The 25,318-nt window shown below is 54.9% G+C and carries 25 protein-coding genes, 1 tRNA gene and 1 pseudogene; 14 read left to right on the forward strand and 13 right to left on the reverse strand.

What is annotated here, in order from left to right:
• Positions 1-18 precede the first annotated feature (18 nt).
• From hldE to D7S44_RS11055, 3 genes are all read right to left on the reverse strand, one after another.
• Positions 19-1,443: a bifunctional D-glycero-beta-D-manno-heptose-7-phosphate kinase/D-glycero-beta-D-manno-heptose 1-phosphate adenylyltransferase HldE gene (gene hldE / locus D7S44_RS11045; protein ID WP_120454799.1), complete on the reverse strand. Its 1,425-nt coding sequence runs from the start codon at positions 1,441-1,443 to the stop codon at positions 19-21.
• Between the two features lie 75 nt (positions 1,444-1,518).
• The gene (gene glnE, locus D7S44_RS11050) at positions 1,519-4,365 is read right to left on the reverse strand and encodes a bifunctional [glutamate--ammonia ligase]-adenylyl-L-tyrosine phosphorylase/[glutamate--ammonia-ligase] adenylyltransferase (RefSeq protein WP_120454800.1); all 2,847 of its coding nucleotides are present in this window, start codon (positions 4,363-4,365) and stop codon (positions 1,519-1,521) included.
• Between the two features lie 22 nt (positions 4,366-4,387).
• Positions 4,388-5,698: a CYTH domain-containing protein gene (locus tag D7S44_RS11055; protein WP_120454802.1), complete on the reverse strand. Its 1,311-nt coding sequence runs from the start codon at positions 5,696-5,698 to the stop codon at positions 4,388-4,390.
• A gap of 207 nt (positions 5,699-5,905) precedes the next feature.
• Here D7S44_RS11055 and D7S44_RS11060 point away from each other — a divergent pair, with 207 nt between their 5' ends.
• Together D7S44_RS11060 and D7S44_RS11065 are read left to right on the forward strand one after the other, a co-directional pair.
• On the forward strand, positions 5,906-6,526 hold the full coding sequence (locus D7S44_RS11060) for a TIGR04211 family SH3 domain-containing protein (RefSeq protein ID WP_120454804.1): 621 nt from the start codon (positions 5,906-5,908) through the stop codon (positions 6,524-6,526).
• A 214-nt stretch (positions 6,527-6,740) separates the two neighbouring features.
• Positions 6,741-7,973, forward strand: coding sequence for a multifunctional CCA addition/repair protein (locus tag D7S44_RS11065; protein ID WP_120454806.1), 1,233 nt, complete (start codon positions 6,741-6,743; stop codon positions 7,971-7,973).
• Positions 7,974-7,991: 18 nt separating this feature from the next.
• On the opposite strand, the gene bacA is transcribed toward D7S44_RS11065, so the two are convergent.
• Positions 7,992-8,810 (reverse strand): undecaprenyl-diphosphate phosphatase, encoded by an 819-nt coding sequence (bacA, locus tag D7S44_RS11070; protein ID WP_120454808.1) that lies wholly within the window; start codon positions 8,808-8,810, stop codon positions 7,992-7,994.
• A gap of 194 nt (positions 8,811-9,004) precedes the next feature.
• The gene (gene folB / locus D7S44_RS11075; protein ID WP_120454810.1) at positions 9,005-9,364 is read right to left on the reverse strand and encodes a bifunctional dihydroneopterin aldolase/7,8-dihydroneopterin epimerase; all 360 of its coding nucleotides are present in this window, start codon (positions 9,362-9,364) and stop codon (positions 9,005-9,007) included.
• A gap of 108 nt (positions 9,365-9,472) precedes the next feature.
• Here folB and plsY point away from each other — a divergent pair, with 108 nt between their 5' ends.
• The gene (gene plsY, locus D7S44_RS11080) at positions 9,473-10,081 is read left to right on the forward strand and encodes a glycerol-3-phosphate 1-O-acyltransferase PlsY (protein ID WP_120454812.1); all 609 of its coding nucleotides are present in this window, start codon (positions 9,473-9,475) and stop codon (positions 10,079-10,081) included.
• A gap of 51 nt (positions 10,082-10,132) precedes the next feature.
• Here plsY and tsaD read toward each other — a convergent pair whose 3' ends face one another.
• Positions 10,133-11,146 (reverse strand): tRNA (adenosine(37)-N6)-threonylcarbamoyltransferase complex transferase subunit TsaD, encoded by a 1,014-nt coding sequence (tsaD, locus tag D7S44_RS11085; protein WP_120454814.1) that lies wholly within the window; start codon positions 11,144-11,146, stop codon positions 10,133-10,135.
• A gap of 281 nt (positions 11,147-11,427) precedes the next feature.
• Between tsaD and rpsU the strand changes: the two genes are divergently transcribed.
• The 3 genes from rpsU (at position 11,428) to rpoD (ending at position 15,800) form a co-directional block, all read left to right on the forward strand.
• Positions 11,428-11,643: a 30S ribosomal protein S21 gene (gene rpsU / locus D7S44_RS11090; protein WP_001144069.1), complete on the forward strand. Its 216-nt coding sequence runs from the start codon at positions 11,428-11,430 to the stop codon at positions 11,641-11,643.
• 118 nt (positions 11,644-11,761) lie between these two features.
• Positions 11,762-13,507 (forward strand): DNA primase, encoded by a 1,746-nt coding sequence (dnaG, locus tag D7S44_RS11095; RefSeq protein ID WP_120454816.1) that lies wholly within the window; start codon positions 11,762-11,764, stop codon positions 13,505-13,507.
• A 448-nt stretch (positions 13,508-13,955) separates the two neighbouring features.
• Positions 13,956-15,800 carry an RNA polymerase sigma factor RpoD gene (gene rpoD / locus D7S44_RS11100; protein WP_120454818.1) on the forward strand — a complete coding sequence of 615 codons (1,845 nt, stop codon included), beginning with the start codon at positions 13,956-13,958 and terminating at the stop codon, positions 15,798-15,800.
• Between the two features lie 61 nt (positions 15,801-15,861).
• On the opposite strand, the gene D7S44_RS11105 is transcribed toward rpoD, so the two are convergent.
• The 3 genes from D7S44_RS11105 to D7S44_RS11115 form a co-directional block, all read right to left on the reverse strand.
• On the reverse strand, positions 15,862-16,611 hold the full coding sequence (locus D7S44_RS11105) for a substrate-binding domain-containing protein (RefSeq protein WP_120454820.1): 750 nt from the start codon (positions 16,609-16,611) through the stop codon (positions 15,862-15,864).
• A gap of 95 nt (positions 16,612-16,706) precedes the next feature.
• Positions 16,707-17,222, reverse strand: coding sequence for a G/U mismatch-specific DNA glycosylase (gene mug, locus D7S44_RS11110; RefSeq protein WP_120454822.1), 516 nt, complete (start codon positions 17,220-17,222; stop codon positions 16,707-16,709).
• Entirely contained in the window at positions 17,219-17,809 is a 591-nt protein-coding gene (locus D7S44_RS11115; protein WP_120454824.1) for a TetR/AcrR family transcriptional regulator, read from the reverse strand. The genes mug and D7S44_RS11115 overlap by 4 nt, the downstream gene beginning before the upstream one ends.
• 132 nt (positions 17,810-17,941) lie before the next feature.
• Between D7S44_RS11115 and D7S44_RS11120 the strand changes: the two genes are divergently transcribed.
• The 3 genes from D7S44_RS11120 to D7S44_RS23320 all read left to right on the forward strand — a co-directional run bounded on the left by D7S44_RS11120 (position 17,942) and on the right by D7S44_RS23320 (position 19,673).
• Positions 17,942-18,733 carry an SDR family NAD(P)-dependent oxidoreductase gene (locus D7S44_RS11120; protein ID WP_120454826.1) on the forward strand — a complete coding sequence of 264 codons (792 nt, stop codon included), beginning with the start codon at positions 17,942-17,944 and terminating at the stop codon, positions 18,731-18,733.
• 198 nt (positions 18,734-18,931) lie between these two features.
• Positions 18,932-19,007, forward strand: a tRNA-Ile gene (locus D7S44_RS11125).
• Positions 19,008-19,313: 306 nt separating this feature from the next.
• A complete protein-coding gene (locus D7S44_RS23320; protein ID WP_147402100.1) occupies positions 19,314-19,673 on the forward strand; it encodes a hypothetical protein in 360 nt (119 codons plus the stop codon).
• 217 nt (positions 19,674-19,890) lie between these two features.
• On the opposite strand, the pseudogene D7S44_RS11130 reads toward D7S44_RS23320, so the two are convergent.
• Positions 19,891-20,014 (reverse strand): annotated as a pseudogene (locus tag D7S44_RS11130) (phage tail protein); the annotation flags it as partial.
• Positions 20,015-20,320: 306 nt separating this feature from the next.
• Here D7S44_RS11130 and D7S44_RS11135 point away from each other — a divergent pair.
• Positions 20,321-21,226 (forward strand): hypothetical protein, encoded by a 906-nt coding sequence (locus tag D7S44_RS11135; RefSeq protein ID WP_120454828.1) that lies wholly within the window; start codon positions 20,321-20,323, stop codon positions 21,224-21,226.
• A 72-nt stretch (positions 21,227-21,298) separates the two neighbouring features.
• On the opposite strand, the gene D7S44_RS11140 is transcribed toward D7S44_RS11135, so the two are convergent.
• Positions 21,299-21,442: a tail fiber assembly protein gene (locus D7S44_RS11140; RefSeq protein WP_218834525.1), complete on the reverse strand. Its 144-nt coding sequence runs from the start codon at positions 21,440-21,442 to the stop codon at positions 21,299-21,301.
• A gap of 428 nt (positions 21,443-21,870) precedes the next feature.
• Here D7S44_RS11140 and D7S44_RS11145 point away from each other — a divergent pair, with 428 nt between their 5' ends.
• The 4 genes from D7S44_RS11145 to D7S44_RS11160 all read left to right on the forward strand — a co-directional run bounded on the left by D7S44_RS11145 (position 21,871) and on the right by D7S44_RS11160 (position 23,734).
• A complete protein-coding gene (locus tag D7S44_RS11145; protein WP_120454831.1) occupies positions 21,871-22,362 on the forward strand; it encodes an Hcp family type VI secretion system effector in 492 nt (163 codons plus the stop codon).
• Positions 22,359-22,778 carry a polymorphic toxin type 44 domain-containing protein gene (locus tag D7S44_RS11150; protein ID WP_240629453.1) on the forward strand — a complete coding sequence of 140 codons (420 nt, stop codon included), beginning with the start codon at positions 22,359-22,361 and terminating at the stop codon, positions 22,776-22,778. Before D7S44_RS11145 ends, D7S44_RS11150 begins: the two co-directional genes overlap by 4 nt.
• Complete coding sequence (locus D7S44_RS11155) at positions 22,756-23,181, forward strand: hypothetical protein (protein WP_120454835.1); 426 nt, start codon at positions 22,756-22,758, stop codon at positions 23,179-23,181. The genes D7S44_RS11150 and D7S44_RS11155 overlap by 23 nt, the downstream gene beginning before the upstream one ends.
• Positions 23,182-23,368: 187 nt before the next feature.
• Complete coding sequence (locus tag D7S44_RS11160; protein WP_120454837.1) at positions 23,369-23,734, forward strand: hypothetical protein; 366 nt, start codon at positions 23,369-23,371, stop codon at positions 23,732-23,734.
• A 174-nt stretch (positions 23,735-23,908) separates the two neighbouring features.
• Here the strand turns inward: D7S44_RS11160 and D7S44_RS11165 are convergent, their stop codons facing one another.
• The gene (locus tag D7S44_RS11165) at positions 23,909-24,118 is read right to left on the reverse strand and encodes an ogr/Delta-like zinc finger family protein (protein WP_120454839.1); all 210 of its coding nucleotides are present in this window, start codon (positions 24,116-24,118) and stop codon (positions 23,909-23,911) included.
• 75 nt (positions 24,119-24,193) lie between these two features.
• Positions 24,194-25,318 (reverse strand): contractile injection system protein, VgrG/Pvc8 family, encoded by a 1,125-nt coding sequence (locus tag D7S44_RS11170; protein ID WP_120454841.1) that lies wholly within the window; start codon positions 25,316-25,318, stop codon positions 24,194-24,196.

The following is a 25,318-nucleotide window of genomic DNA, read 5'->3' on the forward strand; positions in this document are numbered from 1 at the left end:
ACGCGCCCGCCCGCATCATTACTCGCCGCGAATGGTTTTGATGATGTTAGTTGTAGAGATGCCGTCCTCGAAGTTAAGCACGCGCACGTCGCCGCCGTTCGCCCACACCTCTTTGCTGCCTGCGATATCTTCAGGTTTGTAATCACCGCCTTTTACCAGCAGGTCGGGCAAAACGCCTGCGATCAGACGCTGCGGCGTATCTTCTTCAAACGCCACTACCCAGTCCACCGCTTCCAGCGCGCCGAGCACAATCATACGATTGACCAGCGGATTCACCGGACGGCTGTCGCCTTTCAGACGTTTCGTCGAGGCATCGCTGTTGACCGCCACGATCAGGCGATCGCCCAGCTTGCGCGCATTGGCCAGATAAGAGACGTGGCCCGCGTGCAGAATATCGAACACGCCGTTAGTCATCACCACTTTCTCGCCGCGCTTGCGCGCCTGCTCTACCGCGACTTTAAGCTGCGCTTCGTTCATGATGCCGAAGCCTTCGTCCGGACGCGCATGAATGGCGTTTTCCAGCTCGACCGGGCTGACCGTAGAGGTACCCAGCTTGCCGACCACGACGCCCGCCGCCGCGTTCGCCATAAAGCACGCCTCTTCAAGGGAATCGCCCGCCGCCAGCGTCGCAGCCAGCACGCCGATAACGGTATCGCCCGCGCCGGTTACGTCAAAGACTTCCTGCGCCTGCGTCGGCAGATGCAGCGGCGCTTTGCCAGGCTGCAGCAGCGTCATGCCGTTTTCAGAGCGCGTCACCAGCAGCGCGGAGAGTTCATAATCCGCCACCAGCTGCATACCACGGCTGACAATCTCTTCTTCGTTTTTGCATTTGCCGACCACCGCTTCAAACTCCGACAGGTTCGGCGTAAGCAGCGTCGCACCGCGATAGCGCTCGAAGTCGGTGCCTTTAGGATCGATCAGCACCGGCACATTCGCCTCGCGTGCCAGCCGGATCATGGTCTGCACGCTGGAGAGCGCGCCTTTCGCATAGTCGGAGAGCACCAGCGCGCCGGCGGCGGCCAGCGACTGACGCAGCCGCTGATGGATAGGTTCCGGATCGACCTGCTCAAAACCCTCTTCGAAATCGAGACGGAGCAGCTGCTGATTGCGCGACAATACGCGCAGTTTGGTGATAGTGGGATGGGTTTTGACCGCAACGAAGTCACAGCGAACATTGACGTTTTTCAGCGTTTCGCTCAGCACGCGCGCCGCATCATCTTCGCCAGTTAAGCCGATCAGCTGCGAAGCGGCGCCCAGCGCTGCAATGTTCATCGCCACGTTTGCCGCGCCGCCGGGACGCTCTTCAATAGCGTCCACTTTCACCACCGGCACCGGCGCTTCAGGAGAGATACGGCTGGTTGGGCCATACCAGTAGCGATCCAACATCACATCGCCTACGACCAGCACCGAAGCACGGTCGAACGCGGGCAAAGTAACTTTCATTCCAGACACTCCAGACTGCAGTAAAAATAGTGCGCGGATGATAGCACAGATGCGATCCGCGCTATCAACAGGCGCTTAAGGTGTTAGCGACGACGCCAGCCAGCGCTGCCAGCTCGCCATTACGGTTTGCCGCTCGGCGGCGAAGGCTTCAGGCTCGACATGGGCGGGCAGCTCCTGCAACGCCAGATGATGCAGCGCGTCGCGCAGCGTGACATAGGCACGCGTCAGCGCCTGCGCTTCCTCTTCCGGCATTTTGTCATAGCGCGCCGCCAGCTCGAAGATACGCACATTGTCGGACCAGCGCGTCAGTTCGGGCTGTTCGGCAGCCCAGGCTAAGACCAGATATTGCGCGATGAATTCAATATCGGTAATGCCGCCCTGGTCGGTTTTAATCTCCCAGCGCCCTTTATGCTTGTTGCTGAGGTGCGCGCGCATTTTCTCACGCATTTCCCGCACCTCTTTTTGCAGCGCCTCAGGCGCGCGCGGCAGGCAGAGAATAGCGCGGCGAATCGCATTAAAGCGTCCGGCCAGCGCGTCATCGCCAAATACCACGCGGGCGCGCACCAGCGCCTGATGCTCCCAGGTCCAGGCTTCATGACGTTGATAGTCGTCAAAGGCGTCAAAAGTGCTGACCAGCATGCCCGCGGCGCCGGAAGGCCGCAGCCGCGCGTCCACCTCGTAGAGAATGCCCGAGGCGGTGCGCGTGCTAAAGAGATGCATAATGCGCTGCGCCAGACGCAGATAGAACTGGCGGCCATCAATGCTGCGTTCCCCGTCCGTGACCGTCTCCGCCGGACAGTCATGGAGGAACACCAGATCGAGATCGGAGCTATAGCCCAGCTCCCAGCCGCCCAGCTTGCCGTAGCCCAGCACCGCGAAGCCGCGATCGCTCTCGCTTTTCAGATGTCCCGGCCGCCCGTAGCGCTGTACCATCATCAGCCACGCCTGTTGCACCACCGATTCGATAATCGCTTCCGCCAGCCAGGTTAAGTGATCGCTCACTTTCATCACCGGCAGCGTTCCTGCGATATCCGCCGCCGCAATGCGCAGCAGCTGCGCCTGTTTAAACTGGCGCACTGCCTCAAGCTGCTGCTCTTCATCATCAACGGGAATACGCATCAGATACTGGCGCAGCTCGTCGCGGTAGGCGTCGGTAGCGGTCGGCTGATAGAGCGTAGCGGGATCGAGCAGCTCATCCAGCAGCAGCGGATAGCGCGCCAGCTGGCTGGCGATCATCGGCGACGCCGCGCAGAGGCGGATCAGATGCCGCAGGGCACCGTGATATTCGGTAAGGAGTTCAAGGTAGGTGCTGCGCGTCAGCACGCCCAGCAGCAGCGGAACAAGGCGGCTGAAGGTTACTGCGGCGTCGTCGCGCGGGCACACTTCGCTCAACAGGCGCGGCATAAGCTGGTCGATCGCCAGCCGCCCGCGTGGACCGATAGTGCGACGGCTAATGTCCTGACGAAAATCCTCCAGCGCACGATGCAGCGAACGTCGCTGGTCATCGCCTAACTGCGGTACCAGCGGCGCCAGCTCCGCATCCTCCAGCGAATCCTGCCACATGCTGCTGAACTCCTGCAGCTCAGGCTGATCGCTGATTTCCGGAATATCTTCGCCGATCAGTTCGTCGAAGATAGCGCGCACCGCCGCCATATGGGTTTCAAGCTGCGCCGTCAGGGCGGGCCAGCTCTCTGCGCCCATCGCCCAGGCGAGCCGCGCGCGATCGAGCGGATCGGTCGGCAGCGTCTGGGTCTGTTCGTCGGCAATGCTTTGCAGCAGGTTCTCCAGACGACGCAGAAAAAGATAAGCCTCGCGCAGCGTGGCGACCTGCTCTGCCGTCAGCAGCGCCAGCTCGCCAATGGCTGAGAGCGTCGGCAGCAGGGAGCGCAGCTGTAACGAGCGCTCACGTCCGCCACGTATCAGCTGAAACACCTGCACGATAAATTCGGTTTCACGGATGCCGCCCGCGCCCAGCTTAATATTGTTGGTCAGACCGCGCCGCCGCACTTCGCGCGTGATCATGCTCTTCATATTGCGCAGCGACTGGATCACGCTGAAGTCGATATAGCGGCGATAGATAAACGGGCGCAGCATCTGCTGCAGCTCCTGGCTCCAGCGATCCTGATCGTCGCCCATCAGGCGCGCCTTAACCATCGCATAACGCTCCCAGTCGCGGCCCTGCTCCTGATAATAATCCTCCAGCGCGGCGAAGCTCAGCACCAGCGGGCCGCTGTCGCCAAAAGGGCGCAGCCGCATATCGACGCGGTAGACAAAGCCGTCCATGGTGGGCTGATCCAGTACCTTGATAAGCCGCTGTCCCATGCGCGTAAAAAACTGCGCATTATCCAGCTCACGTCGGCCGCCGCGCGTCACGCCGTTTTCCGGCCAGGCGAAGATGAGGTCGATATCGGAAGAGAAGTTAAGCTCGCCGCCGCCCAGCTTGCCCATGCCGAGGATAAGCATTGGCTGCGGCTCCCCCGCGCTGTTGCAGGGCGTGCCGAAATCCTGGCAGCACGCCTGATACACCCAGTCGCGCGCGCGGCCGATCAGCACCTCCGCCAGCACGCTAAGCTGTTTCAGGCTCTGTTCGGTGCTCGCGTCGTGCAGGCACTGCATCCAGGCGATGCGCACCAGCATGCGGCGGCGGAACAGTCGCAGCGCGCGCATCAGCGCTGCCTCGCTGTCGACCGCGGCGATGTCGTCATCCAGCCAGCGCGCGTAGTGCTGCCATTCATCCGGCTGCGGCGGTTTCTGCTGGAGCGCCAGCCACCACTCCGGCTGACGCTGCAGGTTTTCAGCAATGAAATCACTGAAGGCCAGCGCGGCGCGCGGCGCGTCGGTCAGGGCATCAGCGGCGAGGCCGAGGCGCTCAGCCACGCTGGCCGCCTGCGCCTGTAACTCTGCGGGTAACTGCGGCAACATCTTCTCTCCCTGATGGATTAGATCATCGTGGCGCGCTGCTGTTCAGCCAAAAGGCGGGCTGGCGAATCGCCTGAGCCGCCAGTGATTTCAGCCAGCGATCCTGATTTTGCGCAATAGACTGCTGCAGTTGCTGCCACGGCGACAGCCAGACGGCAACGGCTTCCGGCGCGTAGGCGCCCGCCAGCAAATGCACCGCCAGCAGCTGGCGCGTCAGACGCGTCGCTTTGTCGTGATATTCGTTCGCCTGCTGCACATCGCTGAAGGTCTCTTTCAGATCGGCCGCGATACGGCTCAGCATAATGTCACTGAAGCGTTTAAAGGAGCCGTCGAGCTTCGCCTGGTTCTTTGCATCGATCCAGGGCTGCCACTGCGACTCCACCAGCCAGTGAGTAAGCGCTAACTGGGTTTCGACGGAGAGCGCTGAAAAGCTCAACGCCTGCGCATCTTTTACCGGTTCGGCGAGGATCTCTTCCAGCGTGGTGAGTTTCTGGCGCAGCTCGCTGCTCGCCTTACGCGGCACCAGCGCGCCGAACAGAGAAAAGGCCTGACGCAGCGCTTCCAGCGCCTCGACGACGCTGTGCTGCGCCTCGGGATTGCCGCGCAGCCAGACCTCTTCATGATACTGCCAGTGACTGAGGGCGCTGGACATGGCGGTGACCATCCCCTCTTCCACCGTCGCTTTCGGCGCGGCCTTTAACAGCGGGAACGGACGCAGCGGACGCGGCGGATTGCCCTGCGCCAGCTGATAGCCGCGCGCCGCCTTGCTCAGGCTCCCCAGACGCAGGCCGCCGTTTGCGATAAGCTGCCGGGCGAAGGTCATCATGTCGTTACGCTGACCGCTTTTCAGCTCCAGCTCGACCTCAAAGAGATCTTCGCTCAGCGTCTCTGTGGCGACTGCGCCGCGATCGAACGCCACTTCCACTTCGCTTTCGCCCACCTGAACCAGCCAGGTTTCGCGCTGGAAATGGGTGCTGAAGAGCGGCTGCAGCCGCTGCTGCAGCGCAGCGAGGTCGGTGCCCTGCGGCCAGACCTCGGCGGGCAGTCGCGCGATATCCAGTTTCGCTTCAGGCAGGTCGATATTATATTCCGCGCGCTGATGCAGGCCGCCGAGGGTTTTTCCGGCGGTTTTCAGCGTCATCTCGTGATGACCGTCAACGCCGCGAATACGCAGGCCCATATCCCAGCGACGCAGCTGGTTGTCATCCGTCTCAAAATAGACGTTGCTTAACGCGCGCGCGGCCTGATGCTGGTGGGGAAAACCGGCGAGGGTTTGCGCCAGCTTGCTGGCGGCGTCAGGTGTGGCAATGAACTTTAGCTCGATTTCGATGGTCATAATTTTTTATTCAATACGCTGCTGGCACTTACGAGGGTTATCTGGCGAAGATTAATGCACAGAAGGCGGGCTGTCTCTGCTTTCTTTGCGCTTTCGCTACCCTTTTCGCAGGGAAATGAGACCAGGATAGTTCTCATTCAGATTTATGCGAGGCGGTTCCAGACTGTGCCGGTAAATTTACAGACCCCCAAGCTAAAACGACATCGAATGAAAAAAATTGTAATCGCAGGCCTTACCTTGTTGGCTATTAGCACGCTCGCGCCAGCCCATGCAGACGAAAAACGCTACATCTCCGACGAATTATCCACCTGGGTTCGCAGCGGACCGGGCGACCAGTTTCGCCTGCTCGGCAAGCTGAACGCGGGCGAAGAAGTGCAGCTGGTGCAGACTAACAACGACACGAATTACGGCCAGATCCGCGACTCGGAAGGCCGTACCGTCTGGATCCCGCTTTCGCAGCTCAGCGCCGAACCCAGCCTGCGCACGCGCGTGCCGCAGCTGGAGCAGCAGGTAAAAGATCTTACCGCTAAGCTGGGCAACATCGATAACAGCTGGAACCAGCGCACCTCGGAAATGCAGAATAAAGTCGCCAACAGCGACAGCGTGATCAACGGGCTGAAAGAAGAAAACCAGAAGCTGAAAAACGAGCTGATCGTGGCGCAGAAAAAGGTCAGCGCCGCCAACGTTCAACTGGATGACAAACAGCGCACCATCATCATGCAGTGGTTTATGTATGGCGGCGGCGTGCTGGGCGTTGGTCTGCTGCTGGGGCTGGTGTTGCCGCATATGGTGCCGCGCCGCAAGAAAAAAGATCGCTGGATGAACTAAGCCTTCTCCCGCGCTTTCTCGTCATCAGCGACCGGGCCGGCGCGGGTGACAAGGCCCGCTGTAAGGCCACTATTTTAAGGGCATCCTTTGATGTCCTTTCTGTCATGCCTGCAATCTGGCCATTGTGTGCAACAATAGAGCAACAAGCGTGCTGAATGTTCAGCGGCGAATTTGCCCTGCGGCGCGCCTTATTTATTACCTCTGGAGTTGTTGAGTGAAGACCTATTTAGTAGGCGGCGCCGTTCGCGATGCGCTGTTAAAACTGCCGGTCAAGGACCGGGACTGGGTGGTAGTCGGCGCGACGCCTGAAGCGATGCTGGCGCAGGGTTTTCAGCAGGTCGGCCGTGATTTCCCGGTATTTCTCCATCCGAAAAGCCGCGAAGAATACGCGCTGGCGCGCACCGAACGGAAAAGCGGCAATGGCTATACGGGGTTTGTCACCTGGGCTGCGCCCGACGTGACGCTGGAGCAGGATCTGCAGCGCCGCGATCTGACTATCAACGCCATTGCGCAGACGGAGAGCGGCGAGCTGATCGATCCCTTTCATGGACAGCGCGATCTGCAGGCGCGCCTGCTGCGCCACGTTTCCGACGCCTTTAATGAAGATCCGCTGCGCGTACTGCGCGTGGCGCGCTTCGCCGCGCGTTTCGCGCATCTTAATTTCCGTATCGCCGAAGAGACGCAGGCGCTGATGCGTCAGATGGCGGAGAGCGGCGAGCTGGGCCATCTCACCGCCGAGCGCGTCTGGAAAGAGACGGAGAAAGCGCTAACCTCGCGCAATCCGCAGGTCTATTTTCAGGTGCTGCGCGACTGCGGCGCGCTTGAAGTGCTGTTCCCGGAGCTCGACAGGCTGTTCGGCATTCCCGCGCCGGCGAAGTGGCATCCGGAGATCGACACTGGCGTGCATACGCTGATGACGCTGACGCTGGCGGCATCGCTGTCGGATGAGGTCGATGTGCGTTTCGCTACGCTGTTCCACGACGTCGGCAAAGCGCTGACACCGCCAGAGAAGTGGCCGAGCCATCACGGGCACGGCGCGGCAGGCGTGCCGCTGGTTGAGGCGCTCTGTCAGCGTCTGCGCGTGCCGAACGCTATTCGCGATCTGGCGCTGATCGTCACGGAATACCACGACGTCGTGCATACCATTGAACGTCAGTCCGCCGAGGCCTTAGTGGCGCTGTTCGATCGTATCGACGCCTGGCGCAAACCCCATCGGGTAGAGCAAATAGCGCTGACCAGCGAAGCGGACGCGCGCGGCCGCGCCGGACTCGAGAGCATGGCCTATCCGCAGGGCGATTATCTGCGTCAGGCGTTCGCGCTGGCGCAATCGGTGCCGACCAAAGCGGTCATCGAGGCGGGTTTCAAAGGCGCTAAGGTAAGAGAAGAGCTGACGCGACGCCGTATTGCCGCCGTGGCGCAAGGAATTGCGGAGATGCGGCCAGCCTGATGGCTGGCCGCGCAGGCATTACATAAAGATAGCGTAGACGGCTGCCGCTACGATAAAGCGGTAGATGGCGAAAGAGACGAACGAAATGCGTTTAATCAGCTCAAGGAAGGCTTTAATCGCAATCAGCGCCACGATAAACGCGGTCACGAAACCGACGGCGAACATCGGAAAATCGCTCATCGTCAGGAAGCCGATGCTTTTATAGAGATCGAGGCCGGTAGCACCCATCATCATCGGCACAGCGAGAATAAAAGAGAACTCTGACGCTGCGTAACGACTAACGCCCATCAGCATGCCGCCGGAAATGGTAGCGCCGGAGCGAGAGAAGCCCGGCCAGAGCGCAAGGCACTGGAAGCAGCCGATCATAAAGGCCTGGCGATAGGTAATATCGTCAATCCCCACCGCTTTTGGCTGTTTCGGCTTCAGGTATTCCGCCGCCAGCAGCAGCAGGCCGCCGACCACCAGCGCGTAGGTGACGTTAATCGGGTTGAACAGCGTTTTGATCTGGTCGTGCAGCACCAGCCCGATGACGACCGCCGGGATCATTCCCAGCAGGATATGGATCAGCGTCAGATGCCCGCGGCCCACGCCTTCATGCTTTACTTCGCCAAAATGAATACCGATTAATCCAAAGAGACGACGCCAGAACATCACCACCACGGCAAGTATGGATCCAAGCTGGATCACCACTTCGAAGGTTTCTGCTTTATCGCCCTCAAAGCCCAGCAGGTGGCCGACAATAATCATGTGCCCCGTGGAAGAGACAGGCAGGAATTCCGTTAGCCCCTCCACGACGCCCAGGATTGCAGCTACCCAAAGCTGATGAATATCTGCCATCAAATTTTCCTTATGTCCGTTTCAAACCCATTAAAAAGGCGGTCGCGATTTTGCTTCCGCCTGAAATTCTGCCATCGCCAGCCTGAGGGAAACCTTAAGGCTTTCGGTGCCCTTTGCGTTTCACAACGCACCGGCACAGCGTATGGCAGACAATAATTTGGTTTGGTTTCACTGTGATGGCAATCACAACGTATTCATTTAGGAATAGTCCCGCGCTCGATGCGCACGCCGACCTGGTTTGCCTGCGCAACCGCGCCCGGTTTGGCGACCCTGATACGCACGCCTGGCGTACCGAAACGCGTCATCAGCAGATCCGCGATTTCCTCCGCTACGCGCTCTACCAGCGCGAAGCGCGTACCGCTGAGGTGCGTCAGGATCGCCTCAGAGACGTCGGCATAGCTTAAACAGTGGTTCACATCGTCGCTGCGCGCCGCCTGGCGGTTGTCCCACGCCATTTCGACATCGAGCACCAGCTTCTGCTGAATGCCCTGTTCCCAGTCGTAAACGCCAATGGTGGTGAACACCGTGAGTTGTTCGATAAAAACGATATCCATGATGACAGTCTCTGTTTTTGGCTAAGCCGGATACCACTTCCGGCGTATAATGCGTATTATCCACGGTTAACGAAGACAAAACGACCCTAAAGGAAACGGTACGGTAATATGAGTGCTATCGCGCCTGGTATGATTTTTTTCGCGTATCTTTGCGGTTCGATTTCGAGCGCCATTCTGGTCTGCAAAATCGCCGGACTGCCCGATCCGCGCACTCAGGGTTCAGGTAATCCTGGCGCGACCAACGTATTGCGCATCGGCGGCAAAGCCGCAGCGGCCTGCGTTTTGGTTTTCGATATCCTCAAAGGCATGGTGCCGGTCTGGCTGGCGTATCTGCTGCATCTCGCCCCGCTTTATCTTGGCCTTACCGCTATTGCGGCCTGTCTTGGCCATATCTATCCGGTGTTTTTCCGCTTTCGCGGCGGCAAAGGCGTCGCGACCGCGCTGGGCGCCATCGCGCCGATCGGCTGGGATTTGACCGGGCTGATGACCGGCACCTGGCTGCTGACGGTGCTGCTGAGCGGCTACTCGTCGCTAGGCGCGATTGTCAGCGCGCTGATTGCGCCCTTCTACGTCTGGTGGTTTAAGCCGCAGTTCACCTTTCCGGTGTCGATGCTGTCATGCCTGATTTTGCTGCGTCATCACGACAATATTCAGCGTTTATGGCGCGGTCAGGAGAGTAAAATCTGGAAGCGCAAAAAAGCGCGCAAAGAGGAATAACAGAGCCGAGGCTGTCGGCTCTGTTAGGGATTAGAAAACCCCATTTTTACATCAGATAGCGGGCAGCTCCGCCAGCGGCCAGCGAGGCCGTACGCTGACTCCCAGCCCGCCACGCGTGCCGCCTTTCAGCCGTACCATGCCCGCATAGGCGATCATCGCGCCGTTGTCGGTGCAGAATTCCGGACGCGCATAGAAAACTTCGCCGCCGCGCGCCTGCATCATCTGCGCCATACGATCGCGCAGCGTGCGGTTGGCACTGACGCCCCCCGCGATCACCAGCCGCTTAAAGCCGGTTTGCTCCAGCGCGCGTTTGCACTTGATCATCAGGGTATCGACCACCGCATCCTCGAACGCGCGCGCGATGTCGGCATGGGTTTGCGCGTCGTCCGCATTTTCGCGAATGGTGTTGGCGGCAAAGGTCTTCAGACCGGAGAAGCTGAAGTCCAGCCCGGGACGATCGGTCATCGGACGCGGAAAGGTAAAGCGTCCCGCAACGCCCTGCTGCGCCATTTTCGACAGCATCGGGCCGCCGGGATAGTCCAGCCCCAGCAGCTTGGCGGTTTTATCAAAAGCTTCGCCTGCGGCGTCGTCGATGGACTCGCCCAGCAGCGCATATTCGCCGATGCCGGTTACGCTAATCAGCTGGGTATGGCCGCCGGACACCAGCAGCGCCACGAACGGAAACTGCGGCGGGTTCTCTTCCAGCATCGGCGCCAGCAGATGGCCTTCCATATGATGTACTGGCACCGCAGGCACCTTCCATGCAAAGGCCAGCGCGCGTCCGATGGTGGCGCCGACCAGCAGCGCGCCCACCAGACCCGGCCCCGCCGTATAGGCGACGGCGTCGATCTGCTGCGGCTGCAGGTTCGCCTGTTTCAGCGCCGCCTGAATCAGCGGCACGGTTTTGCGCACGTGATCGCGCGACGCCAGTTCCGGCACCACGCCGCCATAATCGGCGTGCAGTTTCACTTGGCTGTAAAGCTGATTGGCGAGCAGACCCGCTTCGTCATCATAGATTGCGATGCCGGTTTCATCGCAGGATGTTTCAATACCCAGAATTCGCATAGCGCTTACCTCTTACTTGCGGCGCGCAGTGTAGCATAGCAACGCCTTCGTTCGTCGACGCTTTCGCTGTAAAAAGTGATTCCGTGGCGCGCAAAGAGTGCGCTATACTCCGCACCCTTGAAAAAAACCGGCAGCCGCATCGGCAAACGCTCCTGTTGGTTCTTAATTGTCCATGGTGCTTTACAAACCGACTCGCGTTGGAGTAAAATGCTGCACCATTTTGAAAAGTGCTGGCGCCGCAGTCAGCAGCAAAAACCGAATTTTATCGAGGTGAGAGTTACATGCCGGTAATTAAAGTACGTGAAAACGAGCCATTCGACGTAGCACTGCGTCGCTTCAAGCGTTCCTGCGAGAAAGCAGGCGTTCTGGCTGAAGTTCGTCGTCGTGAGTTCTATGAAAAACCGACCACAGAACGTAAGCGCGCTAAAGCGTCAGCAGTTAAGCGTCACGCCAAAAAACTGGCTCGCGAAAACGCACGCCGCACTCGTCTGTACTAAGTTCTTCCGGAGGTTCGCCTCCACCGCGTGTTAAACGCAGACAGAGTCACGTAAGAGGCCGTGCTTTCCGAAAGGAAGCGCGGCTTGTTGCCGTTTATGAGCTGAAAATCTGGGGCTTATGGCTGGAAGAATCCCACGCGTTTTTATCAATGATCTGCTTGCCCGCACGGATATCGTGGATCTGATCGATGCCCGCGTTAAGCTGAAAAAGCAGGGTAAGAACTTCCACGCGTGCTGTCCTTTCCACAATGAGAAAACCCCCTCTTTCACCGTAAACGGCGAGAAGCAGTTTTATCACTGCTTTGGCTGCGGCGCGCACGGCAACGCCATCGACTTTTTGATGAATTACGATCGACTGGAATTTGTCGAGAGCATCGAAGAGCTGGCGACGCAGCACGGTCTGGAAGTGCCCTATGAAGCGGGCAGCGGACCGAGCCAGATGGAACGCCATCAGCGCCAGAGCCTGTATCAGCTGATGGAGAACCTCAACGGTTTTTATCAGCAAAGCCTGACGCAGTCTCACGCCCGAGCGGCGCGCGACTATCTCAGCAACCGCGGCTTAAGCGCCGAGGTCATCGAGCATTTCGCCATCGGCTTCGCGCCGGCGGGCTGGGATAACGTGTTAAAACGTTTCGGCAGCAATAAGGACGATCGCGAATCCCTGATGGAAGCCGGCATGCTGGTCTCCAACGACAAGGGCCGCACCTACGACCGCTTCCGCGAGCGCGTCATGTTTCCCATCCGCGATAAGCGCGGACGCGTGATTGGCTTCGGCGGCCGCGTGTTGGGCAACGATACGCCGAAGTACCTGAACTCGCCGGAAACGCCCATTTTTCACAAGGGTCGTCAGCTTTACGGCCTGTATGAAGCGCAAAAGAATCATCCGCAGCCTGCTCGCCTGCTTGTAGTAGAAGGCTATATGGATGTGGTGGCGCTGGCGCAGTTCGGCATTGATTATGCAGTAGCGTCGCTGGGTACCTCCACGACGGCGGAGCATATCCAGCTGCTGTTCCGCAGCACCGATACCGTGATCTGCTGTTACGACGGCGATCGCGCGGGTCGGGAAGCCGCGTGGCGCGCGCTGGAAACCGCATTGCCTTACATGAATGACGGACGTCAGCTACGCTTTATGTTTTTGCCTGACGGCGAAGATCCGGACACGCTGGTACGTAAAGAGGGTAAAGACGCGTTTGAAGCGCGTATGGAGCAGGCAATGCCGCTCTCCTCTTTTCTGTTCGACTCGCTGTTGCCACAGGTGGACCTGAGCACACGCGACGGTAAAACGCGCCTGAGTACGCTGGCGCTGCCGTTGATCAGCCAGATTCCAGGCGAGACCTTGCGCATCTATATGCGTCAGGAACTGGGTAATAAACTCGGCATTCTTGACGATAACCAGTTAGAGAAGCTGATGCCGAAGCTGGCACCCGGCGGCGCGGCGCCGACGGCACCGCCGCTGAAGCGCACCACAATGCGCGTGCTGGTAGCGCTGCTGGTGCAAAATCCGCAGCTGGCGACGCTGGTGCCGACGCTTGACGGGCTTGACCAGGTAAAAATGGCGGGTTTGCCGCTGTTTGCTGAATTAGTCAGCCGTTGCAACGAGAATCCTGGATTGACTACCGGACAGCTACTAGAGTTATATCGCGGAACAAATTTTAGTCAGACGCTTGAAACCTTAGCCACATGGAACCACATGATAGTGGATGAGGAAGTTGAAGCGGTGTTCCATGACTCGCTGGCGAGCATTTACGACGCCGCGCTGGAGCAGCGTCTGGAAGAGCTGATCGCCCGCGATCGCACTCAGGGTTTAAGCGCGGAAGAACGCCGCGAATTCTGGACGTTAAGCCAGGCGCTGGCGAAAAAGTAGAATTTACAGTGGGTCAGACTGTTGCGCGTAGTCAAAGGCGCATGTCTGACCCATTCGTTTCTGGGGCGCAGCGCCGCAAGCCGAGGCTTAGTGACGCGATAAGCCAAGCCGGAGACGTAAACCTGTAAGGGCTGAAAGGGCGAATATGCCAGGTCCGAGCAGCGCGCAATAATTGCAGGACCGTTGGCGGCGAAGTCATTTCTATCACCGCCAGCGCGCAGCACCCGGAGCGTACGGAAATACGTGAGGAGTGCGAGCACTGCCGGGGGTGAAAAGGGCGAACACGCCAGGCCCGGAACATATTCAAAGCGGCTTAAGTGCCGATATACAATGGGCAAAAGCCCTGGCCGCGACGAAGGCAGCGGCAATAACACAACGCCTTCACTGTTATAGTTGGCTCGCTGCCGACCGACACCAATCTAATTAACAGAAGTGTGGATACCGTCTTATGGAGCAAAACCCGCAGTCACAGCTTAAGCTGCTTGTCACCCGTGGTAAGGAGCAAGGCTATCTGACCTATGCTGAGGTCAATGACCATCTGCCGGAAGATATCGTCGACTCCGATCAGATCGAAGACATCATCCAGATGATTAACGATATGGGTATTCAGGTGGTGGAAGAAGCCCCTGACGCCGACGATCTGATGCTGAACGAAAACAGCGCCGATACTGACGAAGATGCCGCGGAAGCCGCCGCTCAGGTGTTATCCAGCGTAGAATCTGAAATTGGCCGCACCACCGACCCTGTGCGCATGTATATGCGTGAAATGGGTACCGTTGAGCTGCTGACGCGCGAAGGCGAAATCGACATCGCCAAGCGCATCGAAGACGGTATCAACCAGGTACAATGTTCGGTTGCGGAATACCCGGAAGCCATTACCTATCTGCTGGAGCAGTACGACAAAGTCGAAGCGGGCGAGTCTCGCCTCTCCGACCTGATCACCGGCTTCGTGGATCCAAACGCTGAAGAAGATCTGGCGCCTACCGCCACCCACGTCGGCTCAGAGCTGTCTGAAGAAGACCGCGACGACGACGAAGAAGAAGACGAAGAGAGCGAAGACGACAATTCCGACGACGATAACTCTATCGATCCGGAACTGGCGCGCGAGAAATTCGTCGAGCTGCGCACGCAGTATGAAACGACCCGCACCGTCATCAAGAGCAAAGGTCGCAGCCATGCTGACGCAGTAAAAGAGATTCAGAACCTTTCTGACGTCTTTAAGCAGTTCCGCCTGGTGCCGAAGCAGTTCGACTACCTGGTCAACAACATGCGCGAGATGATGGAGCGCGTGCGTACGCAAGAGCGCATCATCATGAAGCTGTGCGTTGAACTGTGCAAAATGCCGAAGAAAAACTTCATCACACTGTTCACCGGCAACGAGACCAGCGAGAGCTGGTTCAAAGCCGCGCTGGCCATGAATAAACCCTGGTCAGAGAAGCTGAAAGAAGTAGAAGAAGATGTGATGCGCTGCCTGCAGAAACTGCATCAGATCGAAGAAGAGACCGGCCTGACCATCGAGCAGGTTAAAGATATCAACCGTCGTATGTCTATCGGCGAAGCGAAAGCGCGTCGTGCGAAGAAAGAGATGGTAGAGGCGAACCTGCGTCTGGTGATTTCAATTGCGAAAAAATACACCAACCGCGGTCTGCAGTTCCTCGACCTGATTCAGGAAGGCAACATCGGCCTGATGAAAGCGGTTGATAAGTTTGAATACCGTCGTGGTTATAAGTTCTCTACCTATGCCACATGGTGGATCCGTCAGGCGATTACCCGCTCTATCGCCGACCAGGCGCGTACCATCCGTATTCCGGTGCATATGATTGAGACCATCAACAAGCTCAACCGTATTTCGCGCCAGATGCTGCAGGAGATGGGCCGCGAGCCGACGCCGGAAGAGCTGGCCGAGCGTATGCTGATGCCGGAAGACAAGATCCGCAAAGTGTTGAAGATCGCCAAAGAGCCGATTTCTATGGAGACGCCGATTGGCGACGACGAAGATTCGCATCTGGGCGACTTTATCGAAGACACCACGCTGGAGCTGCCGCTTGACTCTGCTACCTCTGAGAGCCTGCGTTCAGCCACCCACGACGTGCTGGCGGGCCTGACCGCGCGTGAAGCCAAAGTGCTGCGTATGCGTTTCGGCATCGATATGAACACCGACCATACGCTGGAAGAGGTGGGCAAACAGTTCGACGTAACGCGTGAGCGTATTCGTCAGATTGAAGCGAAAGCGCTGCGTAAGCTGCGCCACCCGAGCCGTTCAGAAGTGCTGCGCAGCTTCCTGGACGACTAATCGCTAATCGCTAATCGCTCCATTGTTAAAAACCCCGGCTCGCCGGGGTTTTTTATTGCCTTTAAAACGGCGTCAGCCCCTTGTCACGCATCACCGCTTTCGCCCGATCGCTTTGCAGATAGTGCACAAAGTCGCCCGCCGCCTGCGGCTGTTTGCTGGAGGCAGTTACAACCGCCCCGTAAAGGGTATCCTGCTGCACCGCGGGTGGAATAAGGCCCACAATGGTAATGCCCTTCACCGCTTTCAACTCGCTGTTCTGCTGAAAACCGATTGGCGCTTTGCCCTCCGCGACAGCTTCACCAACCGGCGTTGCGGGGATCACCCTCACCTTTTTCGCCGTCTGCTCGCCAAGGTTTAGCTTTTTCAGCATTTCGCTGCGGATATACCGCCCGCTGGCGCTGTCTGAGACAGCGATAGTTGAGGCTTCGGTCAGCACCTGTTTGAACTTCGCGACGCTGCTGATATCGGGCGCCGGCCTGCCCTGCTTCACCGCCATCGCAATCCAGGAGTGCGCCAGCACCTGATGCGTGTCGCTTTTCACCTGCTGCGCCAGCGGTTTGATGGCGTAATCAACCATAACCAGCACGTCGGCGTCGTCGTGCCGCTTCAGGCGGTTCGGGATCGCCTGCGGCGTGTCGCCCATTGATGGCGCGGCCTCCAGCGTCAGCTGATTGCCGCTGCGCTTTTCATAATCGGCCTTCAGGCTCTCCACGACGGGGTACATCCCGCCGGAACAGAACACGCGCAGGGTTTCGCTCCAGCCCGGCGCAGCAAACAGCAGCGCCATCAGCATAATCAGGTACTTTTTCATTCCACTCCCCTTTTATAAGCCAGTACCTGGTTTAGCCAGGATGGTGCCGGGGAACAATTGCCAGTCAGCGGTAAGCCGAGCCTGCTCACGTTTTATTAGAGACTTTTATGTAACGCATCATGAAGTTGCCGGTATGCCTCGACGATCTCATCCAGTGAGGCGCGGTTAAGCCCGCTGGGATTTGGCAGCACCCAGACCTGAGTCTTGCCCATAAAGATCCCTTGTAAACCCCACTCCACCTTGCGCTGGTTAAAGGCGCGCCTGAAAGCATCTTTGCCCAGGATAGCCAGCACGCGCGGCTGGTAGTTAAGCACCTTATCGGTCAGACGCGCGCCGCCGTCGCGCAGCTCTTCAGCAGCCAGCTGATTCGCCTGCACGGTGGGACGCTCGACCAGCATAGTGATGCCGCAGCCGGTCTCCAGCAGTCGCTGCTCTTCTTCGGGCTTAAGCTGCTGGCGAGTAAAGCCAGCAAGAAAGATCACCTTCCAGAACCGGTTGCCAGGATGGGCGAAGTGATAGCCGGTATGCGCCGTGGAGTGGCCTGGGTTGATGCCGCAGAACAGCACGTCGAGACCGGGCGCGATAATATCAGTTATGTTGTGCTCGCTCATGCTGCACGCTCCAGTCCGGTGCGACGTTTCAGCGCCTGTCGGCTGCGCGCCAGCATTATTGCGGAGAGCGCTTTATCAGGGCAGGCGCGCGCCAGCGCCAGCGCGCCGACCATTTCTGCCAGCAGGCTGCTGGCCAGTGCCTCAGCGTCGCGCAGCCCAAGCTCGGCGAGCAGTTCACTCAGCCGCTGCAGCATAGACGCTACGCCCTGGGTAAAGATGGCTTTCGCCTCGTCCGGCAGATGGCCCACTTCGCTGACCAGCGCGGGCATGGGACAGCCTTCCGCGGGCGAGTCGCGATGCGTTTCTGACAGGTAGTAGTCGATAAGCGTGTTCAGCCGTTCAGCCGGATCGGACTGTTGCCACAACGGCTGCATGCGCTGCGTTGAGTCAGTGAACATCTCGGCGATTACCGCCTGCACCAGCGCCTCACGCGAGTCGAAGTGCGCATAGAAGCCGCCGTGCGTCAGCCCGACGCGCTTCATCAGTGACGCTACGCCGATGCTCTCAGTACCGCACTCTCGCATTACCCGCGCCGCTTCATCCAGAATACGCTGCCGCGTCCGCGCTTTATGGCTTAGTTTATCCATCGCTCTTTTCCTGCTGATACGTTCTGCCATTCATAGTAATTATTATGACCATCATATTCTACCTTGACGATGAATATGATGATCGTCATATTAACAACACATATGACAACCATCATACAAGAGAGGCTTACTATGTCAGCATCAAAAGGTTTTGCTTTAATCACCGGCGCATCAAGCGGTATCGGCGCTACCTACGCAAGACGTCTGGCGGCGCGCGATTATGACCTGATACTGGTGGCGCGCGACCAGGCGAGGCTGGAGACGCTGGCGCAGACGCTGCGACAGCAGCATAAGACTGAGGTGCGTATTTTGCGCGCCGATCTGACCAAGGCGGAGGATCTGCAACGCGTCGAGCAGGAGCTGCAAAGCAACACGGCGATTACGCTGCTGGCCAATAACGCTGGCATGAGCGTAGACGGCGAGTTTATTGATGCCGACATCGAGCGCATTCAGACCATGCTCATGCTGAACATTATCGCTCCAACCCGTCTGGCGCATGCGGCGGCCAATGCGTTTCGCGCGCGCGGACGCGGCGTGATTATTAACGTCGCCTCGGTGCTCTCGCTGATGCATGAGATGTTCAACGGCGCCTATAACGGCAGCAAATCTTTTGTTCTGACGCTGACCCGCTCTATGCAGCGCGAACTGGAAAACAGCGGCGTGCAGGTGCAGGCGGTATTGCCTGGTGCAACGCGTACCGAGATCTTTGACCGCTCCGGCAAGTCAATTGATGAGCTTCCACCGCAGATGATTATGGAAGTTGAGGATATGGTAGATGCCGCGCTGGCGGGCCTGGAGGCGGGCGAAGCGGTGTCCATTCCGGCTCTGGAAGAGGTCGCGCTGTGGCAGGATTACGATCGCGCGCGCGGCGCGATGGTACCCTTTTTATCGTTGAGCCAGCCAGCGTCGCGCTACCGCAGTTGAGGATGGCAGTTTGCCGATGCGGTTGTGGGTAACAACGGGTTTGATTGCCTGGCTAGCGTGCGGGGCTGAATAAAAACGGGCCGCATGTTCTGGAAATGTTTAGTTTTATCAAGCACTCATGCGCTGGAGAATTTTTCAGCATCTGGCGGATGAGTGCTGGATCGCTCTAAACAGATACATTATAATCCCCGCTCCGCTGGCCCCTTAGCTCAGTGGTTAGAGCAGGCGACTCATAATCGCTTGGTCGCTGGTTCAAACCCAGCAGGGGCCACCAAATTTTTTACTAAAATCATGCAATTAAACCACCTTTCAGAGGTGGCTTTTTTGTTTCTGATAGTCAGCTGCCCCCTTTTTGTCTCCCCGGGCTTAGCTGCATACCAGCTGAACAGATGAAACGTGAAATGCCGACCCCTCTCATCTGAAGGGCGTATACCTTTGTTGAAGAGTGTCAAAGTTCTATTTACCTGGTTAAACCTGCCTTTCCTACTAGATGCTCCAATATATTTTTATGCAAAAGTACTTTTCCGCTTACAATAATCCTTTTAAACTTGTTCAAATATCGAAAAATTTTGGGGTAATTATGAGTGAAGCTTTATACATGTGGATGACTGGTGGATTTGTTGTACTCATGAGCATATTCACAAAAGTTGCATATTCTGACCCCACATTTTATATGGAGTTTCTTGAAAAAATAATTTCCAAATTATCTTTTTATTTATTGCTTACGACAGGTTCACTTTGGGTTGGCTTATATTTAAGCCACAATTATGCGGAGACTAGATTGAATCTTTCTCCTGAACAATCAAAGCTCTACTCTACAGCTTATAATAATTTTACAAATCCATTATCAATGCTTTATTTTGCCTTCTGCATTGCTTACGCTTATAGCTTCTTTCTAATTTTTGTCGCTGAAAAGAAAAAACATTCCACACCTCGATAATAAGTTTCGTTCTATCAAAAATCACATCGAGATAAATATCACTTATACGATTCCAGCCGCTTTAGCTTGTGCTCCCAGTCAGCGTAAGCGGCCTACCATGCCTCATTTTCATTCGCAAAAGACTTGTCTGCCACAGGAAGCTGCTCCAGTTTATTGTTTTTTATATGCTTGAATCGCACATCCCAATACTCTCCACGTGGTCATAGAACGTATCTGCTGCCGCGTCGGCGTCGCCGCCGGTGCAGATCCAGACCGATGATTGCCGTGCTGAGGGTGGTGATAGTTTGGGTGCTCTCGTTGACTTCCTCAATGCGCACGCCGTGGTGATAATCCTGAGTCATGTGGCGGTTCTCCTGTAAAGGGGTTCCGCTATGGTGAAAGGTGGCGGGTGCGAGAGCATCCTGCGGGCATTGTGCAGATAATCACACAAGACCCTAGCTTAAGAGCAAATCATATCCAATGGATAAACTTATTCAGTTGATATAAATGTTTGCTAATTATCAAGCTGCGGGACTAATTGTGATTGTCGAAGCTTTGTTATTGACAAACCATCCATTATGATTAAACGTATCAATACAACCGATGAAACAAATATTAATATAATCAGTATCCATCCGGAACTTTCAAATTAACTTATTGGGAACAATATGGGTAAAGAATTAAGGAATAATATCATTACAGCCATAGTAACTGCTTCGCTAACTGCTGTAGGTTTTTTTGGCAAGGAGCTTTATGACGAAAAAAATAGAAAAGAACAATTTGTAATGGAGCTTCACAAAGAACTTTATAATAAAGGCGCATCTGAGCTTGATAACTTCAATAAGGCATATTCAGAATTACATTCCCTTTTTAGCAAAGGTTATGGTTTGACTACCTATGAATTAGACCCGAAGTATGAAGATTTCAAAAAGGCTATTGAATCCTATCAAAGATACTTAGATGAGCTTGAGCGTTACGGCAACTCTAGTCAGGTTCAAGTCGCGAAAAATCTAAATGAATGGATATGGGCTATCTATGCACAATTTAAAATGCAATATGACTTAGCTGAGCAAGTTCAAAATAGATCGCGTGAATTATTGCATGCAGACGATCCTGACAGTGATTGGTTTAAGACAATAAATAAATCACTTGATGCGGATCTTGAGAGGATGATTCAAGATGAAAATCGTACTTATTATGTAACAAGTTTAAATCAGATGCCAGTGATTAGAGGTCTTGAACAATACTTCAACTACCAGTTTCGTTTATCTTTGGGCCTTGATGCTACAACAGACATGGAAAAAACAATTAAGGAGTTGCCAGAGCTAGTTAAAAGGAAATCAGATACTGAATATAAAGATAAAGCTTTACCTTTTGTTTTTGCCGAAGGAAGAGTTTTTGAAGCTCCAACACTTGAATTTGAAGGGGAGACCAGCATCCTAAAATATAAAGATGATGCGCTAAAATATCAAATAAAAATGAAGTTTCTCTCTTTGGTTATCAAAAATGATAAGCAGCTACAAAGTTTTCTCGAGGAAAGGAAAAAATCAAAGTCAGCTGGTAAAAAACCTTAGTAGAAAAAGGATATTACCAGCGCAAGCCATGTTGAACGGTATGTTAAGTTATAAAAAGATCGGCAGACCTTTTTACTCCTCGAGCGTTTCCGGCCACTTAATATTTTGGACTTCTTCCATATTGACCCGCATCAACATAACGCGATATTTCTTCCATGAAATAAGGCGGTTTGCTTCTTCATTTGTAGCCCTCCCCAAATCACAAGCATCCTGCAAGTAACAACATATGAATATCGTAAAACTCGGCCACCTATCCTTCCATCTCGTTGGCTATATATTCTTCACCTATACCTGAATTATAAGCTTATAATCAAATCATGATGAGGTAAACAGCATATGACACATCTTTTAATCTCATCAAAAGAGAGATTTTTACTTTTGAATTAATCGTTATTGTAACTGCTCTCCCCTAGAGTACCCACCTTATTTAAGCGAAGCTGTAATTAGAATCATTCCTAATATGAATACTCCTACTAAAAAAATAAGCCATCAATATATGTTAAATTTACATTGAACCTTTTATTAGAGCGTGTATTAACATCCAAAAAAAACAATTTGCCAATTGCATTTAAACTTGACTTTAAATAATTTACTTTTTAGAAATAGGAGTTCTGTTTATCGACTAGGGCGAAAAAGGAGTTCAAATGGCTATTCCGGCTTACTTATGGATAAAGGATGATGGCGGTTCTATTATTCGAGGTTCAGTTGATGTTAATGACCGTGAAGACAGTATTGAAGTCACCGCACTTTCTCATAATTTGAGTCTTCCTGTTGATGCAATGACAGGTAAAATTACCGGAACACGTAAACATTCGCCGGTCTTAATACAAAAAGAATTTGATAGTTCCTCTCCGTATCTTTATAAAGCGGTAGCCACTGGACAAAGGCTAAAATCTGCTGAGTTCAAGTGGTACCACATCGACTATGCGGGACAAGAAGCAGAGTATTTCAATATATTGCTTGAAGGTGCCAGGATCGTGGGGGAATCACCTGTTATGCATGATACTAAGGATGCAAGTAAAGAAAAGCATAACCACCTTGAATGTATTGAGCTTCGCTATGAAAAGATTACCTGGAAGCATTGCGATGGGAATTTACTTTTTGCGGATAGCTGGAATGAGCGAGCGCAAGCGTGAGATATCCAACATTAGCAGCCTCGCCACATCCTCCCTATGATGATGTCTCCTCTTTTGCTCCACCGGGAGTTAACATTTTACAAAATATGATGTTGGCAAGACTGCATCGTGGCCCTTCGGCATTAACTTATATCTGGTTTTATCAGCAGGTAAAAAACCATGGCCCCTGGGACTATAAGAACCAATGCGGCAAGCAATATGCTACCTTTGGTAACTTTCATTATGGGGCGGTTGGACATGCTGCTGGCATTACCACAGAGGTTCTGCTCAGGGCTGCGGGATGGGCGCAAAGCCGAGCGGGCACAAGTTCGCCTGCCTTTGGCGACTGGTATAGATCAGCCCCTTATGGCGACGATCCAGACGATCAGGCCTGGATAAGAATGGGTATCGAATATGCGAAACGTGCAGGTTTTTAAGAAACGCTATCTGCTTTTATTACTTTTGCCTGTTTTTATCTGGATAGCTTTTAAAATTACTCAGTTCTCTCCGCTAGAACAAACCTTACTGCAAAAGATCCCCGTTACCCGGCAGGTAAGCCTCTACATTACAGAAGCCAGCGCAGGCGCTACAACAGCCTTCTCTTACCGCTTCTATTTATACGATGCCAGTAAAGACGAGCGCGCCGTTATGGCGGCTCTACAGCATGACAACGAACCCTTTATGATTACTAGCGATCGTAACGCCTTCCAGAAAGTTGAAAATGGCGCGATTTATCTTTCGACAAAAGGAACCCTGTACCGCTTTACCAATGCGCCCGCCTGCCGCGTTGGCGATATTATTTATACCGTCCCCGTTTATCTCACCGCATCGCCGCACTGAATATAAAACTTCAATCTTCCTTCAGACGCTTCCCTTCATTCAGCGTGCCTGCACAAGCTTTCTCCTGCATCAGGCAGGGCCTGGCTCAATAATTTCTCAATACCCATAGCTTGTGTCGCTTCAACAGTTCACTTCTAAATCGATTCGGATTAATCTTAGCGCTTACTTTTTTGATAAGGATTTCTTCATGAAGTTACTTTTTGGGGCTGCCGTTTTACTCGTTTCCGCCACTGCAAACGCAGGCTTTATTCATCCACTGGACTTTGATGGCTCAGAAAGCCAGAAGCAGGAAGTGATCAGCTACATTCAAGCGCGAGTAAAAGCGGATTACTGTGACGGTCAGCTTGATATGTGCCAGCCGACCACCTTGCGTATAATGGAAAAGCAAAACCTGACAGCATTTAAGAAATTAACAAAAGTGAGCGACAGGAAGATACTGGATCGCGTCATTAAAGATTATTGTCAGGGCGCGCTGGATATGTGCACCTATACCACGCTCGAAATAATGTATAAACAGAACGTTAAAGCCACTAAGCAAGAACTAAGCTGGTAGCTAAAGCAAACCACCTTTTACAGGTGGTTTTTTTATGCGCAAAGCCAGCGGGTACAGTTATTGCCAACGCGGCAAGCTACCCCCTCCCCGCCAGTACACTTATTGACAGAACTCCAAGAGGCGGCGCTGCCGCCATAAAAAAACCCGCTTACGCGGGCTTTGCTCATCAAATGCTCAGGCGCGGGCTTCGGCCTGCTTCTTGCCAGTCGCGACCTTCTCGATTTTACCGGGCGTCACGATCATCCCGGTCACGCTCTCGTGTGTTTTAAAAGTGCAGCTGCAGTTAATGTTCTGGCACTGGTTATAGCGCTCTTTGGTCTCGTTAGAGATGTAACGGCTACTGCGGGTATGGGCAGCGCTCTGACACAGCGGGCAATGCATCATTTGTGAGTTCCTCGATGGTTAACGAGGCAATTATCGCCTCAACTACTCACAAAAAGCAAATTAATTAACTATTAGTTAGTTAATTTCTTCATACTCAACATCTGAGATGTCTATTTCCAGCTCAAGCGTGGTGGTAAAGCCGTCTTTAACGCTCAGGTTATGCGTCACCTTGCTAATGATCCAGGCGCTGGCGTCAATCACGGTTTTAAAGCCACTGACCTGCACCGGCGTTTCAGGATAAAGATCCGCGCGTCCTGTCGCCAGCTGAAAGGTAAAGTGAACCACGCCGCGCTGTATCTCGCTCCACTTAGCCTCCGCCGCCTGCTTCGCCGCCTCTTTGCTGTCAAAGACCTCCGGCAGCACCAGCAGGCTCTCTTTTTGACCTGCGGTATATTCGCCTTCGTTATCATCCGCTTGTTTTGGCGGGCTTTTCGCATCTGGATGGGCGACAGCGGTGGCGTTCGAGGCCTTTGCCTTATGCTGCATCTGGAAGATATGCGTTTTCGCCTCCTGAGTAGAGAGCCATTTCGCCTGAACGCCTTTGTAGCTGGTGCGGTCGGCAACCATAAAGTTGTGCTTGTCGCCCTGCTGGCGCGTCAGTAATACCGTTGGGATCGCTTTGCCGCTGGCTAATTCCCCGCTGCCGGGCCGCAAAAAAAGCAGGCGCCCCGCTTTGATAATCGCTGCCGCGCCATAGCGTTTCGCCAGCCGGGTAACAAAGCTGGGATCGGTTTCGTGGGTCTGATCGATATGATCGATTTTGATCCCGGCGAACCCTTCCGCCATCTGCAAAATCAGGCCGCAGCGCTGCGCTATTTGCGTCAGGATGCTGCCCAGCGTGGCGTCATGGTAGGAGACGTCACGCGCCTTGTTCAGCTCGCCGCGAAAATCGACGCTGCGCGCGGTGATAGTCAGCACGTCGGGCGCGCCGCTATGGCTCACCTGATCGACCGTATAGTCGCCCTTGTTATGCAGCTGGCCAACCCAGCCCAGGAACAGCGACACCACTGTGCCGCGCTGCGGCAGCTGAAGCAGGCCGTCGCTGTCGTCCAGCGTAATACTCAGCGTATCCGCTTCAAAGCCGCGGTTGTCGGTTAGCGACAGCGAGACCATACGCTCGCGCAGGTTAGGGGTTACGTCTTTGCTGCCGATCCACAACATAAAATCGGGTGCCAGCTGGCCGCCTGCCTTAATCGCCAT

The sequence above is a fragment of the Pantoea piersonii genome, assembly GCF_003612015.1.
Classification (GTDB): Bacteria; Pseudomonadota; Gammaproteobacteria; order Enterobacterales; family Enterobacteriaceae; genus Pantoea; species Pantoea piersonii.

Excerpts from the sequence above, each read along its gene's own strand:
- hldE (WP_120454799.1), bottom strand. The coding sequence starts at position 1,443 with ATGAAAGTTACTTTGCCCGCGTTCGACCGTGCTTCGGTGCTGGTCGTA.
- glnE (WP_120454800.1), bottom strand. The coding sequence starts at position 4,365 with ATGTTGCCGCAGTTACCCGCAGAGTTACAGGCGCAGGCGGCCAGCGTG.
- D7S44_RS11055 (WP_120454802.1), bottom strand. The coding sequence starts at position 5,698 with ATGACCATCGAAATCGAGCTAAAGTTCATTGCCACACCTGACGCCGCC.
- D7S44_RS11060 (WP_120454804.1), top strand. The coding sequence starts at position 5,906 with ATGAAAAAAATTGTAATCGCAGGCCTTACCTTGTTGGCTATTAGCACG.
- bacA (WP_120454808.1), bottom strand. The coding sequence starts at position 8,810 with ATGGCAGATATTCATCAGCTTTGGGTAGCTGCAATCCTGGGCGTCGTG.
- folB (WP_120454810.1), bottom strand. The coding sequence starts at position 9,364 with ATGGATATCGTTTTTATCGAACAACTCACGGTGTTCACCACCATTGGC.
- plsY (WP_120454812.1), top strand. The coding sequence starts at position 9,473 with ATGAGTGCTATCGCGCCTGGTATGATTTTTTTCGCGTATCTTTGCGGT.
- tsaD (WP_120454814.1), bottom strand. The coding sequence starts at position 11,146 with ATGCGAATTCTGGGTATTGAAACATCCTGCGATGAAACCGGCATCGCA.
- rpsU (WP_001144069.1), top strand. The coding sequence starts at position 11,428 with ATGCCGGTAATTAAAGTACGTGAAAACGAGCCATTCGACGTAGCACTG.
- dnaG (WP_120454816.1), top strand. The coding sequence starts at position 11,762 with ATGGCTGGAAGAATCCCACGCGTTTTTATCAATGATCTGCTTGCCCGC.
- rpoD (WP_120454818.1), top strand. The coding sequence starts at position 13,956 with ATGGAGCAAAACCCGCAGTCACAGCTTAAGCTGCTTGTCACCCGTGGT.
- D7S44_RS11105 (WP_120454820.1), bottom strand. The coding sequence starts at position 16,611 with ATGAAAAAGTACCTGATTATGCTGATGGCGCTGCTGTTTGCTGCGCCG.
- mug (WP_120454822.1), bottom strand. The coding sequence starts at position 17,222 with ATGAGCGAGCACAACATAACTGATATTATCGCGCCCGGTCTCGACGTG.
- D7S44_RS11115 (WP_120454824.1), bottom strand. The coding sequence starts at position 17,809 with ATGGATAAACTAAGCCATAAAGCGCGGACGCGGCAGCGTATTCTGGAT.
- D7S44_RS11120 (WP_120454826.1), top strand. The coding sequence starts at position 17,942 with ATGTCAGCATCAAAAGGTTTTGCTTTAATCACCGGCGCATCAAGCGGT.
- D7S44_RS23320 (WP_147402100.1), top strand. The coding sequence starts at position 19,314 with ATGAGTGAAGCTTTATACATGTGGATGACTGGTGGATTTGTTGTACTC.
- D7S44_RS11135 (WP_120454828.1), top strand. The coding sequence starts at position 20,321 with ATGGGTAAAGAATTAAGGAATAATATCATTACAGCCATAGTAACTGCT.
- D7S44_RS11145 (WP_120454831.1), top strand. The coding sequence starts at position 21,871 with ATGGCTATTCCGGCTTACTTATGGATAAAGGATGATGGCGGTTCTATT.
- D7S44_RS11155 (WP_120454835.1), top strand. The coding sequence starts at position 22,756 with ATGCGAAACGTGCAGGTTTTTAAGAAACGCTATCTGCTTTTATTACTT.
- D7S44_RS11160 (WP_120454837.1), top strand. The coding sequence starts at position 23,369 with ATGAAGTTACTTTTTGGGGCTGCCGTTTTACTCGTTTCCGCCACTGCA.
- D7S44_RS11165 (WP_120454839.1), bottom strand. The coding sequence starts at position 24,118 with ATGATGCATTGCCCGCTGTGTCAGAGCGCTGCCCATACCCGCAGTAGC.
- D7S44_RS11170 (WP_120454841.1), bottom strand. The coding sequence starts at position 25,318 with ATGGCGATTAAGGCAGGCGGCCAGCTGGCACCCGATTTTATGTTGTGG.